Genomic DNA, 20,648 nt, shown 5'->3' on the forward strand with positions numbered 1-20,648 from the left:
CAGAATGGATTTCATTACACATTATATAACTCCTGAGATAAAGCTTTCTGAGTATAACGGAAAATGCTTTAAGACTGAAGTGGTATTTGAACACCATATCCTGGTGTGGTTTATTTCGGGAGAGACAAAAATAATACAGGCTAACGCTGTTTATACTTTTAATGAAGGCGACATATTCCTGATACCCAGAAATCAGTTGACTACGGTGATTAATTATCCAAAGGATGGCAAGCCCCATAAAACCGTAGCAATGCATTTAACTCCTGCTAAATTGAAAGAATTTTATAGAGTTAATAAGCCTGTAGGCATATCACAACCACTGCAAAAAGTATATAGGTTTACCAAACATCCACTACTGGAAAGCTGTTTTGCCTCTCTAATATATTATTTTGATATAGGAGAAACACTCCCAAGTGATATAGCCGAACTTAAAATAGAAGAAGCAATAAGGATACTTCGTTCCACAGATAAAAGTGTTGATGGTATTTTGGCTAATTTTGAGGAACCGGGAAAAATAAACCTGTCCGATTTCATGGAACGTAACTATATGTTCAACATGACACTGGACAGGTTTGCTTATCTTACAGGTCGTAGCCTTGCAACTTACAGAAGAGACTTCAAAAAAATATACAATACCACACCGCAAAAATGGTTAACAGAAAAACGACTTAAACTGGCACATTACCATATTTTTGAGAAAAAACGTAAACCTGTAGAGGTATATATGGAAGTAGGTTTTGAAAACCTTTCCCATTTTTCGTATGCCTTTAAGAGCTACTTTGGCTACGGCCCTAATATGCTTGCTTTAAAATCGATTTAGTTTTGTTTACTATCTGTGCTTTTGTAAACCGTTTTACCTTCTTTGATAGATTCTAAAATTTTAATTTCAAAAATTTTATAGGTATCCTCTATGGTTACCGGGTTTTGATCAAGAATAACAAAGTCGGCCAGTTTACCTACTGTTAGAGTACCTTTACTGTCTTCTTCAAAATATTGGTATGCAGCCCAGTCGGTTAATGTTTTAAGACCTTCGTAAGGTGATATTCTCTGGTCAGCACCAATTGTGTTTTTATTTCTGGAAATTCTGTTAACGGTTGCATCCAGTACCCTCATGGAGTTAGGGAATGTAACAGGAGCATCATGATGTGAGGTTATTTTTAAACCGGCATCAATAACATCCCTGCAGGGAGAAATATAATTTCCTCTTTTAGGACCAAAAATTGCCTGTACATGCCAGTCACCCCAGTAATAGGTATGCATAGGGAATAGTGATGGCATTATATTAAGGCGAACCAGTTCCGGTATTTGGTCTTTTCTAAGGTTTTGCCCGTGTATCATTACGGTTCTGTGGTCATTGTAGTTAAGCGTTTTTTGAGCCTCATCAATAGCATTTAGATATTGGTCTATAGCAGCGTCGCCGTTGGTATGGCAAAGCAGCTGCCATTTGTTTTTATAGGCTTCTTTAACATATTCTGTAGCTTCATCATTATCTATTATTTCATAGCCTTTATAACAGCCCTGTATCCCGGTTGGATTGGTGTGGTAACATTGCGTTAGCCATGCTGTTCTTCCCTGTGGAGACCCGTCAAGGGTAAGTTTTGCTCCCCCAATTCTAAAACGGTTTTTATAGGTATGATCATGTGTATAATAAGAGTCCATGCTGGTACTGTCTAAGCCTAACCTAATATCAGGGTAGGCAACTACATCAAGGTAATACTGATTTTCATCGGCTCCTTTTTTTAGTGATGCAAGCTGTTCCAGTGTAGTCCTGCCATCCTGAGCGGTAAGGTATCCCATTTTAGCATATTCGTCCTGTCCTTTTTTAATGCATTTGGCAGACATTTCATCATCCATTTTACCTAATATAGGGAATAGTACTTTAAATAATGCTCCTTCTTCCAGTACTCCTGTTGGGTTACCATTTTCGTCAAGTCTTACCACACCACCATCTACTTTGTGGTTATCTTTTGTATATCCTGCAAGTTCAAGGCCTTTAGAGTTTAAAACACCTAAGTGTCCTGATTGGTGTATTATTAATACAGGTACGTCAGTACTTACCTTATCGAGGTCGGTTGCGGTAGGGTGGTCAAGCTCTTTAAGTTGTGAATCATCATAGCCGTTTCCTATAATCCACTCGGTTTTTTTAATGATATACTTTCCGTCTTCAGTATCCTTATATTTATTGAGTGTGTTAACTATACTGTCAAAGCAAGTGCCGGGTCCGTCAGGTGCCGGAAGTATGTTAGCACACATTGAAGTAAAGCCTACGTTAAAAAAATGGCCATGTCCGTCAAGAAAAGCCGGTACTAGGGTTTTACCTTTTAAATCTATTTCTGTATCGTTTTCCTTGTATTTGTCAAGAGCTTCCTGTTTTGCTCCTACAAAAACAATTTTTCCGTTTTGGGAAACTATAGCTTCGGCATATACAGGTGCGTCTCCCTCCATGGTCAGGATATCCCCGCCATAATAAATGGTTGCCTGATTAGCAGAATCGCCCTCAGTAGTTTTTTTGTTGCACGATACAATGCAGGTAAGCAGTACCAGTAGTACTGCAATTGGATAGGTTAATTGTTTCATTGTTAATAATTTATTTGTTGGTAAACTCTAATTTACAAATAAATTAAGTACAATTTACAGGTATAATTACCTGTTTTTATGAGTGAGGCAGAGTACTTGGAAAATATAAAGGCAGAAATATTTTTAAGCTAAACATTTGTAAGCGTTAGGAGATGAAAATATGATACGGATAAGTTTTAACTATTTTAATATAGAATTAATTGATTTTAAACTCCTTTGATTATCTGTCTTAAAATCATAACTTTATATGGTTGAGTAACAACAAAAAATGAACAAAGTATTAACCAATTATAAAGTATTGAATTATGGGAAAAGAAAACGATATCAGTAAATGTCCGTTTCACAATGGAAGTATGAAAAGCAATGTTGCCGGAGGGGGAACCCAAAATAACGACTGGTGGCCTAAAAGGCTTAAGGTAAGTATACTGCGACAAAACTCATCGCTGTCTAACCCTATGGATAAGGACTTTAACTATGCTGAAGCTTTTAACAGCCTTGACCTTGAGGCGGTAAAAAGGGATTTACATGCACTGATGACTGATTCTCAGGACTGGTGGCCTGCCGATTTTGGACATTACGGTCCCCTATTCATCCGTATGGCATGGCACAGTGCCGGGACGTATCGTGTAGGTGATGGTCGTGGTGGTGCAGGTGCCGGGCAACAGCGTTTTGCTCCGCTTAACAGCTGGCCTGATAACGTTAGCCTTGATAAGGCTCGAAGACTACTTTGGCCTATCAAACAGAAATATGGTAAAAAAATATCGTGGGCCGATTTAATGATACTTACCGGTAATGTGGCCTTAGAGTCTATGGGCATTAAAACATTCGGTTTTGCCGGAGGACGTGAAGACGTATGGGAGCCTGAAGAAGATGTATACTGGGGTAGTGAAACAACCTGGCTGGGCGGAGACATCCGTTACGGACATGGTTCTGAAGGTGTAGCGGAAGCACATGGTGTAACAGTATCTGACGATGATGCCGACGGAGACAAACATACACGCGACCTTGAAAATCCTCTTGCAGCCGTACAAATGGGACTTATATATGTAAACCCTGAAGGACCAGACGGTAACCCTGATCCTGTAGCAGCAATACAGGATATTAGGGACACATTTGGTCGTATGGCAATGAATGACGAGGAAACGGTGGCGCTTATTGCCGGAGGGCATACCTTTGGTAAAACACACGGTGCCGCATCTGCCGATCATGTAGGGGCAGAACCGGAAGGAGCCGATCTTGAGTTACAGGGATTGGGCTGGGTAAATAGCTACGGTACAGGTAAAGGTGGTGATACTATTACCAGCGGACTGGAAGTGACCTGGACCAAAACACCTACACAGTGGAGTAACAACTTTTTTGAAAACCTGTTTGGCTACGAATGGGAACTGACTAAGAGTCCGGCAGGGGCATACCAATGGGTAGCTAAAGATGCCGATAATATAATACCTGATGCTTTTGACGGAAGTAAAAAACACAGGCCTACAATGCTTACAACCGACCTTTCCCTGAAATTTGACCCGGAATATGAAAGGATATCAAGACGCTTTTATGAAAACCCCGATGAGTTTGCCGATGCTTTTGCAAGAGCATGGTACAAACTAACGCATCGTGATATGGGGCCTAAATCCCGTTATCTTGGTCCCGAAGTACCACAGGAAGAACTGCTTTGGCAGGACCCAATTCCTGAAGTGAACCACGAACTGGTAAACGAAAGTGATGTGGCTGCCCTTAAGGCAAAAGTGCTGGAGTCGGGATTAAGCGTGTCAGAACTTGTATCTACAGCTTGGGCTTCTGCCTCAACCTTCCGCGGATCAGATAAAAGGGGAGGAGCAAACGGTGCACGTATCCGTTTGGCACCACAAAAAGACTGGTTGGTAAACAACCCTGTACAGTTACAAAAAGTACTGGGGAAACTGGAAGATATTCAAAGCAGCTTTAATGCCGCTCAGGGCGGAGGTAAAAAAGTATCACTGGCCGACCTTATTGTTATTGCAGGGGCTGCGGGAGTTGAAAAAGCTGCCAGAGATGCCGGGCATAACATTACCGTGCCGTTTGCAGCCGGACGCATGGATGCCTCACAGGAACAAACCGATGTTGAACAGTTTGGTTACCTTGAGCCGTTTGCCGATGGTTTCCGTAACTACCGCAAAGGGAAATCGCAGGTATCGACCGAAGAACTTTTAATAGACAGGGCACAGTTGCTAACCCTAACAGCGCCTGAACTTACAGTGCTTTTAGGAGGTATGCGTGTACTTAATACTAATTTTGACGGATCGAACTATGGTGTGTTTACCGACAGGCCGGGGCACTTAACAAACGATTTCTTTGTGAATCTGCTCGATATGAATACCGAATGGAAAGCCACATCTAACGAAAGGGAAACCTACGTGGGTAGCGACCGTAATACAGGTAAGGCGAAATGGGTAGGTACCCGTGCCGACCTTGTTTTTGGTTCTAATTCAGAACTTAGGGCGGTTGCTGAGGTATATGCCAGTGCCGATGCCAAAGATAAGTTTGTAAATGACTTTGTAGCTGCCTGGAATAAAATTATGAATGCAGATAGATTTGATTTAGCGTAATTATATTGTTTACTAGTTATTGAAAAAGCCAGTCGTTAGACTGGCTTTTTTTATTCCATTTCGCTAAACATCTTTACCATTGCATTAGCAGCATCTTTAGAGTGCATACGCTCTCCGTTATCAAGGGATTCCTGCGCTATACCCGATGCCCTTTTACGCATACCGTTTTCGTAGGCAGTAATGGCATCGTGTACAGTAACATGCTCGGCTGAGGTTAGGTATTCGCTAAGCTCCAAAGCATCTTTCATTGCCATATTAACACCTTCTCCGGCAAATGGTGGCATTACATGTGCGGCATCGCCAAGCAGGGTAAGGTTAGGTTGCGCTTCCCAGTACTGATTCAGCGGCATGCAGTAAATAGGACGGGGAACAAAAGGTGTAGCAATATTTTCAAAAAGTTCATGCCAACTACTGTCCCACTCGGCATATTCGTTCTTAAACCATTCCAACAGCTGTTCTTTGCTGTTACAGTCTATATCATTTGCCTCAGCCCAGTTCTCATCGGTTTTAAGACTTAGGTAATACCCAAGCTCTCCATTACCTTTAAGTCCGGTAAGCAAACACTTTCCGTTGCCAAAAGCCATTATCTTACCGCCATTGGTTAGTTTATAAATATTAGGCACACCTTTTTCGGCATTGGGAACGCTTACCTCAATCATGGTAATACCCGAATAAAATGCTTTAATATCGGTAAGGTAGGGGCGTATTTTTGAGTTGGCACCATCGGCAGCAATAACAATATCGGCATAAGCTGTGGTTCCGTTTTTAAAATGCAGTAACCAGCCTTCGTTTTGCTTTTCCATAGAGATAAAATGGCAGTCCCATACTACGGTTTCGGGTTGCAGGGAATCCAGCAGTAACATGCGTAACGGACCACGGTCTATCTCTGGTCGGAAACCTTCGTTATCAAAGTCTTCTCCGGGAGCGGTGTCATGGTCGCTAAACAGTACTTCGCCAAGATGGTTTGTCATGGTAAGTCTGTCGGCACCGGGGCGGTAGGCTTTTTTGAATTCCTCAAGTAGGTTAGCGGCACGCAGTGCTGCAATCCCCGAATCCTTGTGAAGATCCAGTGGCGAACCCTGCACACGGGCATGCTTGTTAAAATCTCTTTCGTATACTTTTACATCGGCTCCTTTAAGTTGCAGGAGTCTTGCCAGTGTTAGTCCGCCGGGGCCGCCACCTACAATCGCTATTTTCTTATTGTTTAATTTCATACCATTAATTTTAATTAACGGTACAAAGTTATTTTCGTTTCAGGAGGGATAATAGTACAAATCGGTCGTCTTTGTTTTTTGACAGTTCTTTTGGTACTACACCCGAGAATTTTTTTATCTCTTTAATGAAATGATTCTGGTCGGTAAAGTTAAGTTCGGGGAACAGTTTTCCTTTGGCAACATGTTCCAGTGATTTCCTAAAGCGGAGTATATTGCAATAGGATTTTAAGGAAAGACCAAGGTACTGGTTAAAGTAACGGTTAATTTGCCTGCTGCTCCATGATACGCTTTGGGATAGTTCCTGTACGGTCATTTCCCCCTTCGATTCGTAGATAAGGTTAAACAGTTTACGTTTTCTTTCGTCAATCTCTTTCGGGATAAGTGTTTTTACTTTATCGGAAATCTTTTTGTAAAAGGCATCAAAATCGTTGAGGTCGTTATCATTAAAGCCCCAAAAGTCGTTAGGGTAATTTTGGGCACTGTTTAGAAAATCGGCTATGGAAGTTTGCAAAATATATTCTACCGCCAGAGGTTTAAAGCTAATCGCAAAGTTTAAGGTTTGTGGCGTAACGCTGCGCTGCTCGGGTTCGGTTTCCAGTCCTATGAGTGTTACATGAAAAGGCTCAGTAGCCGAACGGGAAAAAAACAGGTCTATGCGTCCGTCGGGCAATACAACAACATCCCGTGGTTCATTTGCCGGATTATGAAACACCCCGATGCTTTCCACAAAGTCGGCCAGTGATTCTTCCGGTTCTATGAATTTACAGTAAAAGGTGTTGTTGTTCATGGTAGAAGGTATATAGGTTAAAAGTAGTGAAATTTACCATTTACTTCTACCATGTTCCATTTTCAATTCTGTAGGATGTAGTTGCTAAAAAGGTATCAATAAAAAGGTACCAATAATAAGGTAGTTGTTACTCTGCTTACTCTACAATAGTCCTGAAAGTTAGGTTTACCCGCGGAGTAGTAATCTTTTTTGTAGGCGGTAAACGGTGAAGCCAATGCTCTTGTGTGGTATCTTTCATTACCAATAAGCTACCGTGTTCTAAAAATAGGTCTATTTTCTCCTTGCTGTCCTTATGTTTAAAGGCAAATTTTCTTTCAGCACCAAAACTTAGTGAACCTATTGCACCGTTTTTCTTTAGGTCTGTTTCCGCGTCGCTATGCCATGCCATCCCTTCGTTTCCGTCGTGGTACAGGTTAAGCAGGCAGGAGTTAAACGTTTCACCTGTTTCCTGTTCCGTCAAAAGTTTTAGTTCCTGTAGTTCTTTTGTCCAGGGCAGAGCATGTTTTGTGGTATTGGAATAAGTGTATTCAAACGCCTTTTCGCCATACCAGGCTACTTTTCGTTTGGTTATTATCCGTTTCCCGAAAATTACTGCTTCGTCATTTCGCCATTCAATGGTTCCCAAAAGTTTTTTCAGATAAAAGTCGGCTTGTTCTCTGTTTAATATCCTACCGTAATAATTTACTGTTCCGTCATACGGAAGCCAGTTTTTTTCTTTACCGGTTGTTTGGTCAAATAAGTCCATCTTTCCATTTTTTGTATTCTGTTTTCATGCAATGCCCACAGGGACGGAACTGTTTCTCTATAGCCTCCTGTTCAGAACTGAAGAAAACCCTGTTTGCCTGTTTCATCCGCTTCCCTGATTTGCACGATAAAAGTCCGTAGATTTTAAGCTTTTTGTTTCCGCCAAAGCTTATTTCCCTGTTCTTAATTTTAGACCTTAAAGATATATCAGATATTTCAATATGTTGAATCATGATTAACTAACAGCATCATGAAAAATAATCCCTAAGCTGTGGCGGTTACCCGATTTTACTTCGCTAACACCATGTTTCATATTAACCCTGTAATAGCCCTTGCTTCCTTTTTCGGGTTTAAAGTTTGTGGTAAAAATCAATACATCACCTTTTTTGGGCTTCAATACAATGGCTTTAGACTGAGCCCTCGGGATTTGTTGCGTGAGTACAAACTCCCCGCCTGTAAAGTCGGTATCGGGTTCATCAAGTATAAAAACAACCTGAATTGGAAAATAAATATCACCATATAAATCCTGATGCAAAGTATTAAAACCACCTTTGCCATATTTTAAAATCAGTACAGTGGCTTTTTCCTGTCCGTTTTCATGACATTGCCTAAGCAGCTCTTCGTGATTATCAGGAAAAGACACATTTATTTTCAATGCTTTAAACCAGGCGTTGGCAATAGGAGCGAGGTATGGGTAAATGTTTGTCCTTACGGTTTGAATAATATCGGGTAACGGATAAGTAAAATACTTGTATTCGCCTAAGCCAAAACGATACCGGGCCATTGTTACCGTTTTACGGTACAGGTTTGAATTGTTATAATTGCTTTTTAATGTTTCGCATTGTTCTCCCGAAAGTAAATTAGGGATAATTGCATAACCGTTTTGGTGCATAGTTTCGGTAATCGCTTTCCAATCGGTATTCTCTATTTTCTGAATGATATCCTGCATTGTTTTACCTTTTTAGATTTGCGAATCAACCTTAGCGCCTTCCCAGCCAATAATAGCTGTTTTACGGGTGCTTCCCCACATGTATTCCCCAAAGTTTCCGGTAGACTGTATTACCCTGTGACACGGGATGAGGTAAGCTACAGGATTACTTCCTATAGCTGTCCCAACAGCTCTCGATGCGTTTGGGTTGCCAATACTTTCGGCCAGCCTGCCGTAGGTTGAAAGACCTCCCATTGGGATTTTTAAAAGACTTTCCCATACTTTTAACTGGAAATCAGTACCTTTTAAATGCAGTTTTATTTTATTTAGTTTACTCCAGTCGTTTTGGAAAATGAACAGTGCGTTTTGTTGCATTAAATCCAGTTTGCGCTGAAATGCAGCATTAGGGAATTTATCCTGCAGGTTTTTTAATGCCACTTCATCATTCTCTTCAAAAGCCATATAACAAATTCCTTTTGAGGTAGAGGCTACTATTAATGAACCAAACGGACTCTCGGCAAAACTGTAGTTTATTTGCAGGTTTTTACCTCCGTTTTTATATTCCATAGGAGTCATTCCCTCTATGTTGATGAACAGGTCATGCAGCCTGCTGGTACTTGAAAGTCCGGTTTCGTGAGCAGTATCAAACAAAGTAGCCTTTTCTTCTTTCAGTATCTTTTTGGCATGTTCAATACTTATAAACTGAAGGAACTTTTTAGGGCTTGTACCTGCCCAGTTAGTAAACATTTTTTGAAAATGCGACTGACTGACATGTACCTTGTCTGCAATTTCATCGAGACTGGGCTGCAACTTGAAGTTTTCCTTTATATACTCAATCGCTTTTGCAATCCTGTCGTAATTAAGTTGGTTTTGTGTTTTCATTTCTCTGAATCTTATACTGCAAATTTCTTAATGATTGAGCGGTTATAAAATCCGAAACCTGCTATGTTTGGAGATACAGGAAAGGTATTAAAAAATAAAACCCGTTACAAAACGGGTTTTATTTAATTTGATGAGGCTATTGTTCTTTTTAATTAGGTATGTACTTCAAATTCAACATTATTTTACTATAGCCAGTTGTACTAGATATTTTGTCGTTTCATTTTTTAATCCGACATCTTCATATTCAAAATCAAACATCATGGTAAGTTCGAGTTCGATAAAGTCTTTTTCAAGTTTTAAGAATCTTATTTCGGTTACATCTACAGGGTTGTGAGCATTTCTTAGAAAAACAGAACCATCAATATAACCTTCATTTGGGTTTACGGGGAAGGAAACGGTTTTTCCAACATAGCTTTGCAGGTTTTCTGGTAATTCAATGGCATACAAATCTATCGATGTAGAGATGATTTCATTATCCAGAACAAATTTGGACACAGGCAGGACAATAGAATAATAGTTTTCGTCTTCTATTTTAAACTGTCCTTTTAGTATCTCCCATTTTGTAACCGAAAAATCATTTGTCAAATCAGGATAATCACCTGGATTTTCTTCAGCTTCTTTTAAATCGAGGTAAGTTTTACCCTTTTCAAATGCGGTTACAATATCTTCAATGTATTCAGTAGTAGGTTTGGCTCCGTGTTTCCAGAAAATTTCTATCATTCTAAAATCATCTGTATAGGACGCCCATTGTATACCGGTAGTATCATTTTGTAGAAGGGTATTGGCATCAAATCCGTTTTGTAGCGCATTTTCTACAGCTTCGTAGTTTCTCTCTACTATATAGTCTAAAAGTTTTTCCGGAATCATAATTATTTTTTTAACAAGAATCGACTATTACAATTCTTTTATTTTTAGAAGGATTAATATTTAACTTCATTTCAATGGATCGCGTTAAAAACAGGCTTGCAAAGTAAATAGTATTTTTATATGGTGCATTACTTCTTTCGTCAGGTTTTTCAAAACATGATTTCAAATAGTTAAATTCTTTTTCTATAATATCAAAAATTGTGGTGTTATCTCTGTATTTGGCTTCAGTTTGATCTATTATACTATTTTCATATTCATCTGGATTAAAATTGTCTTCTATTCCGCTATTCAAAATATGCTTCATTATAAGAATCATATAGTCATTGAATCTTAAAAAATCTTCAACGCTTATATTCATTCCTTCGTCATCTTTATTGAATTTTACCTCTTCAATAGGGTAGTAAGCTGTGTAATTACCATATTGAAACATGTAGCTATAGCAAACAGTAGATGTATGGACCCTATATAGTGATATTATTCCATACCTTTTATATACATCGCTGCTATTAGGAGTTTGTAAACGTAAATCATTTTTTTGATCTTCATATTTACCATAAGTCAGCTCTTCGTCCAGATAATATGTTATTTCAAATAATTCACAGGCTGTTATGTTATTTATATCTTCTTTTACCGTAGATACAATGTTGCTATAGTTCACCTGATAAGAATTACCAAACTCTGATTTTCTGTCATCAATAAAATCTTTAAATGACCGTTTATAAAGTTTCCCTGATTTTAAAACATTATAGAGTTTTAATGAAGCTGTTTCTTTGTGAAACATATAGATTTCTGTATCTCTTCCCATAATACTTTTGTTGAATTGAACGAATTTAAAAAAACTTTATAAGGCTAGCATACCGGAAGCTATAAAAAAAAGCCTGAGAAACTAAACTCTCAGGCTTTTTTTGTTTGTGACCATGACTGGATTCGAACCAGCACGCCTTGCAGCACCACCCCCTCAAGATGGCGAGTCTACCAATTCCTCCACATGGCCGGTAGGTATAAAGCAAAAAAAAAAGTTAAGCATAAAGAACGCTTAACTTTTTTGTGACCCGACTGGGGCTCGAACCCAGGACCCCAACATTAAAAGTGTTGTGCTCTACCAACTGAGCTATCGAGTCATTGCTTTCAGGGATAAATAATTTTGGTCTTTCTTAGTGACCCGACTGGGGCTCGAACCCAGGACCCCAACATTAAAAGTGTTGTGCTCTACCAACTGAGCTATCGAGTCATTATTCATTCCCTGAATGCGGGTGCAAATATACGCATGTATTCTTTATAATTCAAAGCGAAAATGTCATAAATTTGAGTTTTTTTTTATTAATTTATTTAACGCCTTAATTTATAGGGATTTATTATATGAAAAAAATTTTGCTGTCAGGCTACATGGCCTCCGGAAAGTCAACAATTGCTCAGTTATTGTCAAAAGCATCGGGAATTCCCTACAGGGATTTGGATGATATTATAGCAGAAAATGCTCAAAAAAGTGTTTCAGACATATTTTCGGAAGACGGAGAGATAAAATTTCGCAAACTGGAACACGAAGCGCTTAAAGCCGTTCTAAGCGACGATAAAGGTTTAATACTTGCCTTAGGGGGCGGAACACCGTGTTATGCCAATAACCACGAGTTTTTAAAGCGTGACGATGTTATGTCGATATATTTAAAAACTAGTATACCCGAGCTGTTAAAAAGATTAAGGGCAGACGGGAGCGGAAGACCGTTGTTTGATAAACAACCGCCGGAGGAGCAGGAGGAGTTTGTAGCCAAACATTTGTTTGACCGCAGTTATTTTTACCATCAGTCAAAACACGTAATTCTGACAGATGGTAAAACAACCGAGAATATAGTTAATGAAATTATGAGCCTGTTTTAAGCTTAGCTTAAATAGGCATACTCTTCATTATCATTAAATACTACATGTATATGTTCCTGTAGTGAGGTAGAAAGCGATAGCCCTTTAAAGTCGGCTTTAACGGGGTATTGCTTATGGTTGCGGTCTACAAGTACCGCAGTTTTAAATTTTTTAAGCGGAACATGAAGAAAATGCTTAACGCCATATATAAGGGTAGTGCCGCTGTTAAGTACATCGTCTACCAGTACAAGGGCTTTGTTTGCATATTCTTCGGCAGGGATAGAGGTGATTACTTCCTCAATAGGGTTTTGCTTATTTATTTTTACCTCACACAGGGTAACCTTTAGGTCAGAGATATCGTCTACCATTTTAGCCAGTTTTTCGGCAAAAACATAACCGTTAGATGCAATTCCGGCAATAACAATCTCCTTTTCATCTACAAAGGTTTCATATATCTGGTAGGCAATTCTTTTTGTTTTATGTTCTATTTCCTGTTGTGTAAGGATTATATTTTTCATGGGTATTGTTTTAGTTCTTCAAAGATAAAAAGTGTTTGGGTATAACGGAGCTTTTAAAAGCTATATTTCGCTTTCCTCTCCGGTAATGAAATCGTTGTCAAAATCATCGGCATAATCGTCCAGGTCACGCCTGTCTTTTTTGGTAGGGCGTCCGGTGCCTTTAGCGCGGTAATAATCTTTAGACAGTTTAAGCAGTTCCAGGTGTTCAAACGCTTCTGCCGGAGTTTCATCCTTACGGTAAATATCCACAAGTTTAGCCCCTACACGGTTTGGCGGAATATCTAACACGGTAAGTTTATAGTTTATCTGGTCTTTTCTTACGGTAAGTTTATCGGTAGGGTATACCTCACGCGATGGCTTTGCCTGCTGCCCGTTTATGGTTATGTGTCCTTTCTTGCAGGCTTCGGTTGCAATATTGCGGGTTTTATAGTAGCGTATGCACCATAAATATTTATCTATCCTCATACTAAATCCTTAAATTCATTGTTATAAAGCAATACAAAAATAAATGAAAATTGTATCTTGCGCCCATTAAAAAAAATTAAAATGAAGAGATGTTTGATGGCTTTAAGCCTGTTGTCTTTAGCTTTTTTAGGTTCATGTAAAAAAGATGACGATACCAGTATTGCTCCGCCAAGGGATTATGGTGAACAATATGTGACCGATAAGGCTGATTTAGAAAATTATCTGAATACCCATTATATAGTTAGTGTTGATGAAGATTTTACTATTGTTATAGATTCTATAACCGAAGATAATCCGCAAACATCTATTTGGGATCAAACAGAATACCCTTTAATGACTAAGGTTGTTACTTTTGAAGAAGTAGACCATATGTTATACTACCTGGTACTTAACGAAGGTGTAGGGGAGAACCCTACAAAATACGACCAGGTAAAAGTAGCTTACAGAGGTTGGAGACTGGATGATGTTCAGTTTGATTACAACCCGTATCCTGAAAGTTTTAACTCGTTATTCGGACTTATTACCGGATGGCAGGAAATAATCCCTTTATTTAAAACAGGGGTTTATAATGATATTCCGGGCGACCCAAATCCGGCTAATTTTACCGATTATGGTGCAGGGGTAATGTTCTTACCGTCTGCTTTTGGTTACTATGACAGTGCTCAGGTTAATATCCCTTCATACAGTCCGCTTGTATTTAGCTTTAAACTGTATGATATGAATATTTTTGATTCAGATAACGATGGTATTCCAAACCGTTATGAAATAGATCCTGAAGACGGAGATATTTTAACCTATGATACTGATGGTGATGGTTTACCAAACTATCTTGATGCAGATGATGATAACGACGGTTATCCAACAAGAGATGAGATTACCATACCGGGTACTGACGAGGTTTATGATTTTGAAAACATACCTACCTGCAGTAGCGGAATTAAATTACACCTTGATTCTGCCTGTCATCAGGAAATAGATTAAGTAATAAAGAAAGATATTAAAAAAAGCCTCTGCAACTGCAGAGGCTTTTTAAATAAATTATATTTAATTAATTTGGAAAATCAAACCACTCACTCTCAGTATAACAGTATTGATTTAATCCGTCATAACTTGTTATTGTGTATCTGTATTGGAAACAGTTATCAGTACCTCCTGCCGGGAAGGTAGGTGCTGGTACACCACCATTTAGGGTGTAGGTTTCTGAGTTAAGAAGGTCAATAGTGTAGCTTGTTATTGAGGTAGAGCCTGTACATCCTCTGTTCTTGATTTCAAGTTTACTGGTGTAAGTTCGGCCTACAATCCTTAACAGATTGCCTTTGTTCCAATAGAACAATATGTTATTGCCTAAAAGCACGGCTCCGTGTTCTAAATCTTCAATGTTTGTACATTTTGCAACTTTAGTTGTAAAATTTGAATAGTCCTCATTCATTTGTACGCTGTCGTCAGAAGAACAGCTTGTTGCCAATACGGTAAGGCAAAATACGGGCAATAAAAGAAATTTTCGCATAATATTAAAAAATTAAATGGTTTACCTGTTAATTCTTTTAAACTATGCATTTTAAAGGTAGGGTTGTTTTATTTTCGATAAAAAGAGTAATTAATTCGAGTAAGTAAGTTAAAATTATTTAACATATGTGTTTGATAAATAATTATTTACAGGTTTAGTTGTGGTTTGGATATGTTAAGGTATTTAGTTTTTGAATAAAAAAAATCCCAACCGCAAGGTTGGGATTTTTAATGTATTGTAAGGGAGAATTATTTTCTCTTGATTACTTTTTCTACAGCAGCAACAATAGCTTCGTTGTTAAGTTTGTACTTGTCCATAAGCTGGGCAGGAGTACCACTTTCACCAAAACTGTCGTTAACAGCAACAAATTCCTGTGGAGCAGGGTTGTTTGCAGCAAGTGTGCGTGCAACGCTCTCACCAAGACCACCAAGAACATTGTGCTCTTCGGCAGTAACTACGCATCCTGTTTTAGCAACCGATTTAAGGATAGCTTCCTCGTCAAGTGGCTTTATAGTGTGGATGTTAATAACCTCTGCAGAAATACCTTTAGCCTCAAGAGCCTCAGCAGCAACAAGTGCTTCCCATACAAGGTGACCTGTAGCAACGATAGTAACATCTGTACCTTCGTTTAACATCACAGCTTTACCAATTACAAACTCTCCGTTCTCCGGAGTGAAGTTTGGTACAGAAGGACGACCGAAACGCAGGTATACAGGACCGTGGTGCTCTGCAATAGCGATAGTAGCCGCTTTAGTTTGGTTATAGTCACAAGTATTGATTACAGTCATGCCCGGAAGCATTTTCATCAAACCTATATCTTCAAGTATTTGGTGTGTAGCACCGTCTTCACCTAGTGTTAAACCAGCGTGAGATGCACATATTTTTACATTTTTATCTGAATAAGCTACTGCCTGACGGATTTGGTCATAAACCCTACCTGTAGAGAAGTTGGCAAAAGTACCTGTGTAAGGAATTTTACCACCTATTGTCATACCTGCAGCCATACCAATCATGTTAGCTTCGGCAATACCTACCTGAAAGAAACGCTCAGGGTGGTTAGCTTTAAAATCGTCCATTTTAAGCGATCCTATAAGGTCAGCACAAAGGGCAACAACATTTTCGTTTGTTTTACCAAGTTCTGTAAGGCCAGCACCAAAACCAGAACGAGTATCTTTATTTCCTGTATTTGTGTATTTTTTCATTTTGCTAAAATTAGTAGTGAGAATTGAGTAGTGAGAATTCAGAAATCTCAAATCCCATATCTGTTATCTCAAATCTTCTATTAATAATCTCCTAAAGTTTCAGGGTTTTGAGCTAAAGCTTTTTCAAGTTGCTCATCGTTAGGAGCTTTACCATGCCATGCATGAGTATGCATCATAAAGTCTACACCGTTACCCATTTCGGTATGAAGCAGTACACAAACCGGTTTTCCTTTACCTGTTTTAGCTTTAGCTTCAGTCATTCCGGCTACAACAGCTTCCATGTCATTACCTTTTTCAATATCAAGAACATCCCATCCAAAGGCTTCAAACTTAGCTCTAAGGCTTCCCATGTTAAGAACCTCGTCTGTAGGGCCGTCAATTTGTTTTCCGTTAAGGTCAACCGTAGCGATAATGTTGTCTACTTTGTAAGCAGCAGCATACATGATAGCTTCCCAGTTTTGACCTTCCTGTAGCTCACCATCACCGTGAAGGCTGTACACAAGGTGATTGTCGTTGTTTAGTTTTTTTGTCTGGGCTGCACCTACAGCAACGCTAAGTCCCTGTCCAAGTGATCCAGATGCGATTCTTACACCCTCAAGACCTTCGTGAGTTGTTGGGTGACCCTGAAGTCTTGAGTTAATGTGACGGAACGTAGCAAGCTCTGATACAGGGAAGTATCCGCTTCTTGCAAGTACGCTGTAAAATACAGGAGAGATGTGTCCGTTAGAAAGAACAAAGATGTCTTCGTTAATTCCGTCCATGTCAAAACCTTCCTTACGGTCCATAAGTTCCTGGTAAAGTGCTACCATAAATTCAGCACATCCAAGCGAACCTCCAGGGTGTCCTGAGTTTACCGCATGAACCATTCGAAGGATGTCCCTTCTTACCTGAATCGTTAAATCGTTTAGTTGTTGTGTGTTAGCCTTCATTTTTATAATAAGTTAAACTGGGTGCAAAAGTAATTCTTATTTTTGCTATTGGCAAATTAATTTCACTTACTGAAAAAGCCGTTTCAGTAATCCGTTTTTTTTCTGTTTTTCTCCCCATACCCCTCTTTTCATTTCAATATCATTATCATATTCAATATCATTATCATTGTCAATGTCAGTGTTTTGCATGTGTTTTGCAAAACGTTTGCTGGAGTTTTGTAAAAATGGTTCTTTTTGATTATTAAGGTTTTAGCTTTTTAAATATGTTTTTTAGCAATTAATTTTAAGTCTTACTCTTAAATAAGAGTGTTGTTTTTAGTGTAAATTATTAGCTACACCCGGCAGCAAACGCTAAACGATTTTATTTTTTGCAGCCGTTTTGCAAATTTACCTTAGTAACCGCCCTGTTTTTCAGTGCAAAAATCTCATATGTATTACCTATCTTTGCGCCTTGTAAAAACGGAATATGAAATTTGATTTAATTACCAAAGATCCTCAGTCTAAAGCTAGAGCCGGTTTAATTACTACCGACCACGGACCAATAGAAACACCTATTTTTATGCCGGTTGGTACCGTAGCTACCGTAAAGGGAGTGCATCAGCGTGAGCTTAAAAACGATATTAACCCCGATATAATTTTAGGAAACACTTATCACCTGTACCTTCGTCCGCAAACCCCAATACTGGAAAAAGCGGGGGGGCTTCATAAGTTTATGAACTGGGACAGAAACATCCTTACCGATAGTGGAGGGTACCAGGTGTATTCGTTGTCGGGTAACCGTAAGATTAAGGAAGAGGGAGTTAAATTCAAATCACACATAGACGGTTCGTACCATTTTTTCTCACCCGAAAGCGTAATGGAAATTCAGCGTACCATTGGTGCCGATATTATTATGGCGTTTGATGAGTGTACTCCATATCCATGTGATTACCGTTATGCAAAACGCTCCATGCACATGACGCACCGTTGGCTGGATCGTTGTATTGCCCACCTTGAAAAAGTCCCTGTAAAGTATGGTTACGATCAGGCATTTTTCCCAATTGTACAGGGAAGTACTTATAAGGATTTAAGAGCACAATCGGCCGAATATATCGCTAACGCTGGCGCTGTAGGTAATGCTATTGGCGGACTGTCTGTAGGAGAACCGGCAGAGGAAATGTATGCAATGAGCGAGGTGGTATGTAATATACTTCCGGAAGACAAGCCCCGTTACCTTATGGGAGTGGGTACTCCTATTAATATATTAGAGAATATCGCCCTTGGTATAGATATGTTTGACTGTGTTATGCCTACGCGTAATGCCCGTAACGGTATGTTATTTACGGCAAACGGTAGTATTAACATTAAAAATAAAAAATGGGAAGATGATTTTTCTCCTATTGACGAAATGGGCATCACTTTTGTAGATACCGAATACTCTAAAGCTTACCTAAGGCATCTTTTTGCTGCAAACGAATTTTTAGGAAAACAAATAGCAACCATACACAATCTTGGTTTCTATATGTGGTTGGTTCGTGAGGCAAGAAAACATATCTTAGCGGGAGATTTCCGTGAGTGGAAAGAAAAAATGGTAAAACAAATGAGCCAAAGGCTGTAATTATATTCAAAACGAACCGGAGTGAAAATAATAGACTGGTACATTTTAAAAAGATACCTGGCAACGTTTTTTGTAATGTTGCTTATGTTTATTCCCATAGGGATTGTTATAGACGTATCGGAAAAAATAAATAAAATACTGGCTAAAAAAGTACCTTTTGCCGAAGTTGCAGGCTATTATGGTGACTTTACCCTGTATTTTGCCAATATGCTGTTCCCTATATTCCTGTTCCTTTCGGTTATATGGTTTACGTCAAAGCTGGCTAATAATACAGAGATTATTGCCATACTGGGGTCGGGTATATCGTTTATGCGATTTTTAAGGCCTTATCTTATAGGGGCTACGTTTATATCACTGCTTGCATTGGTTATGGGATTCTTTTTTGTGCCAAAAGCCAGTAAAGGATTCAATGATTTTAGGTATACCTATTTAAAGAATAATGCCAAGATTAGGGAGAGCGATCAGGTGTATAAACAGGTTAACGATACTCAAACCATATATGTAGGGGCTTTTAACTATATGAATAAATCAGGAAGCAAATTTAATCTTGAAACATATAGGGGAGATAAGCTGGTCTCAAAGATAAACGCCAATACCATTACCTGGAACCCTAAAGACAGTACTTATACCTTATATGGTTATAATAAAAGGATTGTGGGCGATGGTGCTGTTAATGATGTAATTGTAAGGGAGTCACAAAAAATAATGAAACTTCCTTTTGAGCCCGATGAACTTACTCCAACGGTTTATGTTGCAGAGACTATGACGCTTGGCGAACTAAATAAATTTATTGAGAAAGAAAAGAGAAGAGGATCAAGTAATATTGACAGTTACCTGGTTGTAAAATATAAAAAGTATAGTATCCCCGTTTCGGCATTTATCCTTACTATTATCGCCGTAGCCGTATCTTCCATGAAGCGAAGGGGAGGTATGGGAGTAAACCTTGCCATGGGAATTGGTTTAGCGTTTTCTTATGTGTTTTTTGATAAAGTTTTTGGTACAATGGGAGAGAAATCAAGTATGTCACCGCTTCTGGCTGTTTGGATTCCTAATGTAACCTTTGGTATTTTAGCTATTTTCCTTTTAAGAAATGCCCGGAGATAAATTAAAAAGTTATTTACACCTTCATTTAATAGTATTTATATGGGGGTTTACTGCTGTTATCGGAAAGCAAATTACGATTGATGCCCTTCCACTGGTGTGGTATAGAATGGGTATAGCAGTACTGCTTGTTTTGCTGTATGCAAAAATCACAAAAGTTTCATTAAAAGTGCCCGGAAAAACACTTTTAGGTTTCCTGTTTGCAGGGCTTGTTATAGCACTGCACTGGTTTACCTTTTTTAAGGCTATAAAAGTGTCTAATGTTTCGGTTACACTGGCGTGCCTTTCAACCGGAGCCTTTTTTACTTCGCTACTGGAGCCGCTCCTGTACGGGCGTAAAGTAATATGGTATGAGGTAATGTTCGGGTTATTTGTAGTAGCCGGGTTATACATTATATTTAGTTTTGAAGGCGACTACCTGTATGGTATACTGTTGGCATTATCATCGGCATTCCTGTCGGCAACCTTCTCGGTTATCAACGGTAAATATGCTGTAAAGCATAATGCAACTCAGGTATCGTTTTGGGAACTGCTTGGAGGAGTTTTCTTCCTTACTATATATATGTTATTTGCAGGTAACTTTACGCCTCAGTTTTTCTCCCTAACGGGTGAAGACTGGTTATGGCTGTTTGTACTGGCATCTGCATGTACGGCTTATGCATTTATAGCATCGGTTAAGGTAATGAAGTTTTTAAGCCCGTATACCGTTATGCTTACTATAAACCTGGAACCTATTTATGGGATAATTCTTGCGGTTTTAGTGTTTAAAGGTGACGAAAAAATGAGCCCTGCATTTTATTTAGGAGCTGCTATAATTCTTAGCACCGTGATATTCAATGGGGTAATAAAGAATTACCCAAAAAACAAACTTAAAAAAATATAATTCTTTCTTTCTAA

General features: G+C 38.9%; 22 protein-coding genes and 3 tRNA genes. 7 read left to right on the forward strand and 18 right to left on the reverse strand.

Translation table 11 applies throughout. The features are described from left to right. Window positions 1-4: 4 nt before the first annotated feature. Entirely contained in the window at window positions 5-820 is an 816-nt protein-coding gene (locus Q763_RS15055) for a helix-turn-helix domain-containing protein (RefSeq protein WP_035135809.1), read from the forward strand. Here Q763_RS15055 and Q763_RS15060 read toward each other — a convergent pair. Further along, complete coding sequence (locus tag Q763_RS15060; RefSeq protein ID WP_035135811.1) at window positions 817-2,577, reverse strand: amidohydrolase; 1,761 nt, start codon at window positions 2,575-2,577, stop codon at window positions 817-819. The genes Q763_RS15055 and Q763_RS15060 overlap by 4 nt on opposite strands. Before the next feature lie 305 nt (window positions 2,578-2,882). Here Q763_RS15060 and katG point away from each other — a divergent pair, with 305 nt between their 5' ends. After that, window positions 2,883-5,156, forward strand: a complete 2,274-nt coding sequence (gene katG, locus Q763_RS15065; protein ID WP_035135813.1) for a catalase/peroxidase HPI — start codon at window positions 2,883-2,885, stop codon at window positions 5,154-5,156. Window positions 5,157-5,206: 50 nt separating this feature from the next. On the opposite strand, the gene Q763_RS15070 is transcribed toward katG, so the two are convergent. The 11 genes from Q763_RS15070 to Q763_RS15120 all read right to left on the reverse strand — a co-directional run bounded on the left by Q763_RS15070 (window position 5,207) and on the right by Q763_RS15120 (window position 11,809). Next, complete coding sequence (locus tag Q763_RS15070) at window positions 5,207-6,370, reverse strand: FAD-dependent oxidoreductase (RefSeq protein ID WP_035135815.1); 1,164 nt, start codon at window positions 6,368-6,370, stop codon at window positions 5,207-5,209. A gap of 28 nt (window positions 6,371-6,398) precedes the next feature. Next, window positions 6,399-7,157, reverse strand: a complete 759-nt coding sequence (locus Q763_RS15075; RefSeq protein WP_035135817.1) for a helix-turn-helix domain-containing protein — start codon at window positions 7,155-7,157, stop codon at window positions 6,399-6,401. 136 nt (window positions 7,158-7,293) lie between these two features. Beyond that, entirely contained in the window at window positions 7,294-7,902 is a 609-nt protein-coding gene (locus Q763_RS15080; protein WP_035135820.1) for an alpha-ketoglutarate-dependent dioxygenase AlkB family protein, read from the reverse strand. Further along, window positions 7,889-8,134 carry an Ada metal-binding domain-containing protein gene (locus Q763_RS15085; protein WP_035135822.1) on the reverse strand — a complete coding sequence of 82 codons (246 nt, stop codon included), beginning with the start codon at window positions 8,132-8,134 and terminating at the stop codon, window positions 7,889-7,891. Before Q763_RS15085 ends, Q763_RS15080 begins: the two co-directional genes overlap by 14 nt. A 2-nt stretch (window positions 8,135-8,136) precedes the next feature. Continuing rightward, window positions 8,137-8,850: a 2OG-Fe(II) oxygenase gene (locus Q763_RS15090; RefSeq protein ID WP_035135824.1), complete on the reverse strand. Its 714-nt coding sequence runs from the start codon at window positions 8,848-8,850 to the stop codon at window positions 8,137-8,139. A gap of 12 nt (window positions 8,851-8,862) precedes the next feature. Further along, a complete protein-coding gene (locus Q763_RS15095; protein ID WP_035135826.1) occupies window positions 8,863-9,711 on the reverse strand; it encodes a bifunctional helix-turn-helix domain-containing protein/methylated-DNA--[protein]-cysteine S-methyltransferase in 849 nt (282 codons plus the stop codon). 177 nt (window positions 9,712-9,888) lie between these two features. Next, on the reverse strand, window positions 9,889-10,578 hold the full coding sequence (locus tag Q763_RS17590) for a hypothetical protein (RefSeq protein WP_052123469.1): 690 nt from the start codon (window positions 10,576-10,578) through the stop codon (window positions 9,889-9,891). Between the two features lie 10 nt (window positions 10,579-10,588). Beyond that, window positions 10,589-11,383 (reverse strand): hypothetical protein, encoded by a 795-nt coding sequence (locus Q763_RS15105; RefSeq protein WP_035135827.1) that lies wholly within the window; start codon window positions 11,381-11,383, stop codon window positions 10,589-10,591. A gap of 107 nt (window positions 11,384-11,490) precedes the next feature. Beyond that, window positions 11,491-11,572: transfer RNA gene (locus Q763_RS15110), tRNA-Leu, on the reverse strand. 54 nt (window positions 11,573-11,626) lie between these two features. Continuing rightward, window positions 11,627-11,699, reverse strand: a tRNA-Lys gene (locus Q763_RS15115). A gap of 37 nt (window positions 11,700-11,736) precedes the next feature. Then, a tRNA-Lys gene (locus Q763_RS15120) sits at window positions 11,737-11,809 on the reverse strand. 128 nt (window positions 11,810-11,937) lie between these two features. On the opposite strand from Q763_RS15120, the gene Q763_RS15125 reads away from it, so the two are divergent. Next, the gene (locus Q763_RS15125; RefSeq protein ID WP_035135833.1) at window positions 11,938-12,453 is read left to right on the forward strand and encodes a shikimate kinase; all 516 of its coding nucleotides are present in this window, start codon (window positions 11,938-11,940) and stop codon (window positions 12,451-12,453) included. A 2-nt stretch (window positions 12,454-12,455) separates the two neighbouring features. On the opposite strand, the gene Q763_RS15130 is transcribed toward Q763_RS15125, so the two are convergent. Both Q763_RS15130 and Q763_RS15135 read right to left on the reverse strand, forming a co-directional pair. Then, complete coding sequence (locus Q763_RS15130; RefSeq protein ID WP_035135835.1) at window positions 12,456-12,950, reverse strand: phosphoribosyltransferase family protein; 495 nt, start codon at window positions 12,948-12,950, stop codon at window positions 12,456-12,458. 60 nt (window positions 12,951-13,010) lie between these two features. Then, window positions 13,011-13,415 carry an RNA-binding S4 domain-containing protein gene (locus Q763_RS15135; protein WP_035135837.1) on the reverse strand — a complete coding sequence of 135 codons (405 nt, stop codon included), beginning with the start codon at window positions 13,413-13,415 and terminating at the stop codon, window positions 13,011-13,013. A gap of 81 nt (window positions 13,416-13,496) precedes the next feature. On the opposite strand from Q763_RS15135, the gene Q763_RS15140 reads away from it, so the two are divergent. Beyond that, window positions 13,497-14,396, forward strand: a complete 900-nt coding sequence (locus Q763_RS15140; RefSeq protein WP_157499462.1) for an FKBP-type peptidyl-prolyl cis-trans isomerase — start codon at window positions 13,497-13,499, stop codon at window positions 14,394-14,396. A gap of 67 nt (window positions 14,397-14,463) precedes the next feature. On the opposite strand, the gene Q763_RS15145 is transcribed toward Q763_RS15140, so the two are convergent. The 4 genes from Q763_RS15145 to Q763_RS18065 form a co-directional block, all read right to left on the reverse strand. Continuing rightward, window positions 14,464-14,922 (reverse strand): hypothetical protein, encoded by a 459-nt coding sequence (locus Q763_RS15145; RefSeq protein WP_157499464.1) that lies wholly within the window; start codon window positions 14,920-14,922, stop codon window positions 14,464-14,466. Window positions 14,923-15,170: 248 nt separating this feature from the next. After that, window positions 15,171-16,124 carry a transketolase family protein gene (locus Q763_RS15150; RefSeq protein ID WP_035135841.1) on the reverse strand — a complete coding sequence of 318 codons (954 nt, stop codon included), beginning with the start codon at window positions 16,122-16,124 and terminating at the stop codon, window positions 15,171-15,173. 80 nt (window positions 16,125-16,204) lie between these two features. Further along, window positions 16,205-17,053 (reverse strand): transketolase, encoded by an 849-nt coding sequence (locus Q763_RS15155; RefSeq protein ID WP_035135843.1) that lies wholly within the window; start codon window positions 17,051-17,053, stop codon window positions 16,205-16,207. A gap of 66 nt (window positions 17,054-17,119) precedes the next feature. Continuing rightward, entirely contained in the window at window positions 17,120-17,242 is a 123-nt protein-coding gene (locus Q763_RS18065; protein ID WP_262493979.1) for a hypothetical protein, read from the reverse strand. Window positions 17,243-17,519: 277 nt separating this feature from the next. Here Q763_RS18065 and tgt point away from each other — a divergent pair, with 277 nt between their 5' ends. The 3 genes from tgt to Q763_RS15170 are packed head-to-tail and all read left to right on the forward strand — an operon-like array spanning window position 17,520 to window position 20,634. Further along, a complete protein-coding gene (tgt, locus tag Q763_RS15160; RefSeq protein WP_035135844.1) occupies window positions 17,520-18,650 on the forward strand; it encodes a tRNA guanosine(34) transglycosylase Tgt in 1,131 nt (376 codons plus the stop codon). A gap of 21 nt (window positions 18,651-18,671) precedes the next feature. Continuing rightward, window positions 18,672-19,754, forward strand: a complete 1,083-nt coding sequence (locus tag Q763_RS15165) for an LptF/LptG family permease (RefSeq protein ID WP_035135846.1) — start codon at window positions 18,672-18,674, stop codon at window positions 19,752-19,754. Next, entirely contained in the window at window positions 19,741-20,634 is an 894-nt protein-coding gene (locus Q763_RS15170) for a DMT family transporter (protein ID WP_035135848.1), read from the forward strand. Before Q763_RS15165 ends, Q763_RS15170 begins: the two co-directional genes overlap by 14 nt. Window positions 20,635-20,648: the final 14 nt, after the last annotated feature.

This window comes from Flavobacterium beibuense F44-8, from assembly GCF_000769915.1.
In the GTDB taxonomy this organism is placed as follows: Bacteria; Bacteroidota; Bacteroidia; order Flavobacteriales; family Flavobacteriaceae; genus Flavobacterium; species Flavobacterium beibuense.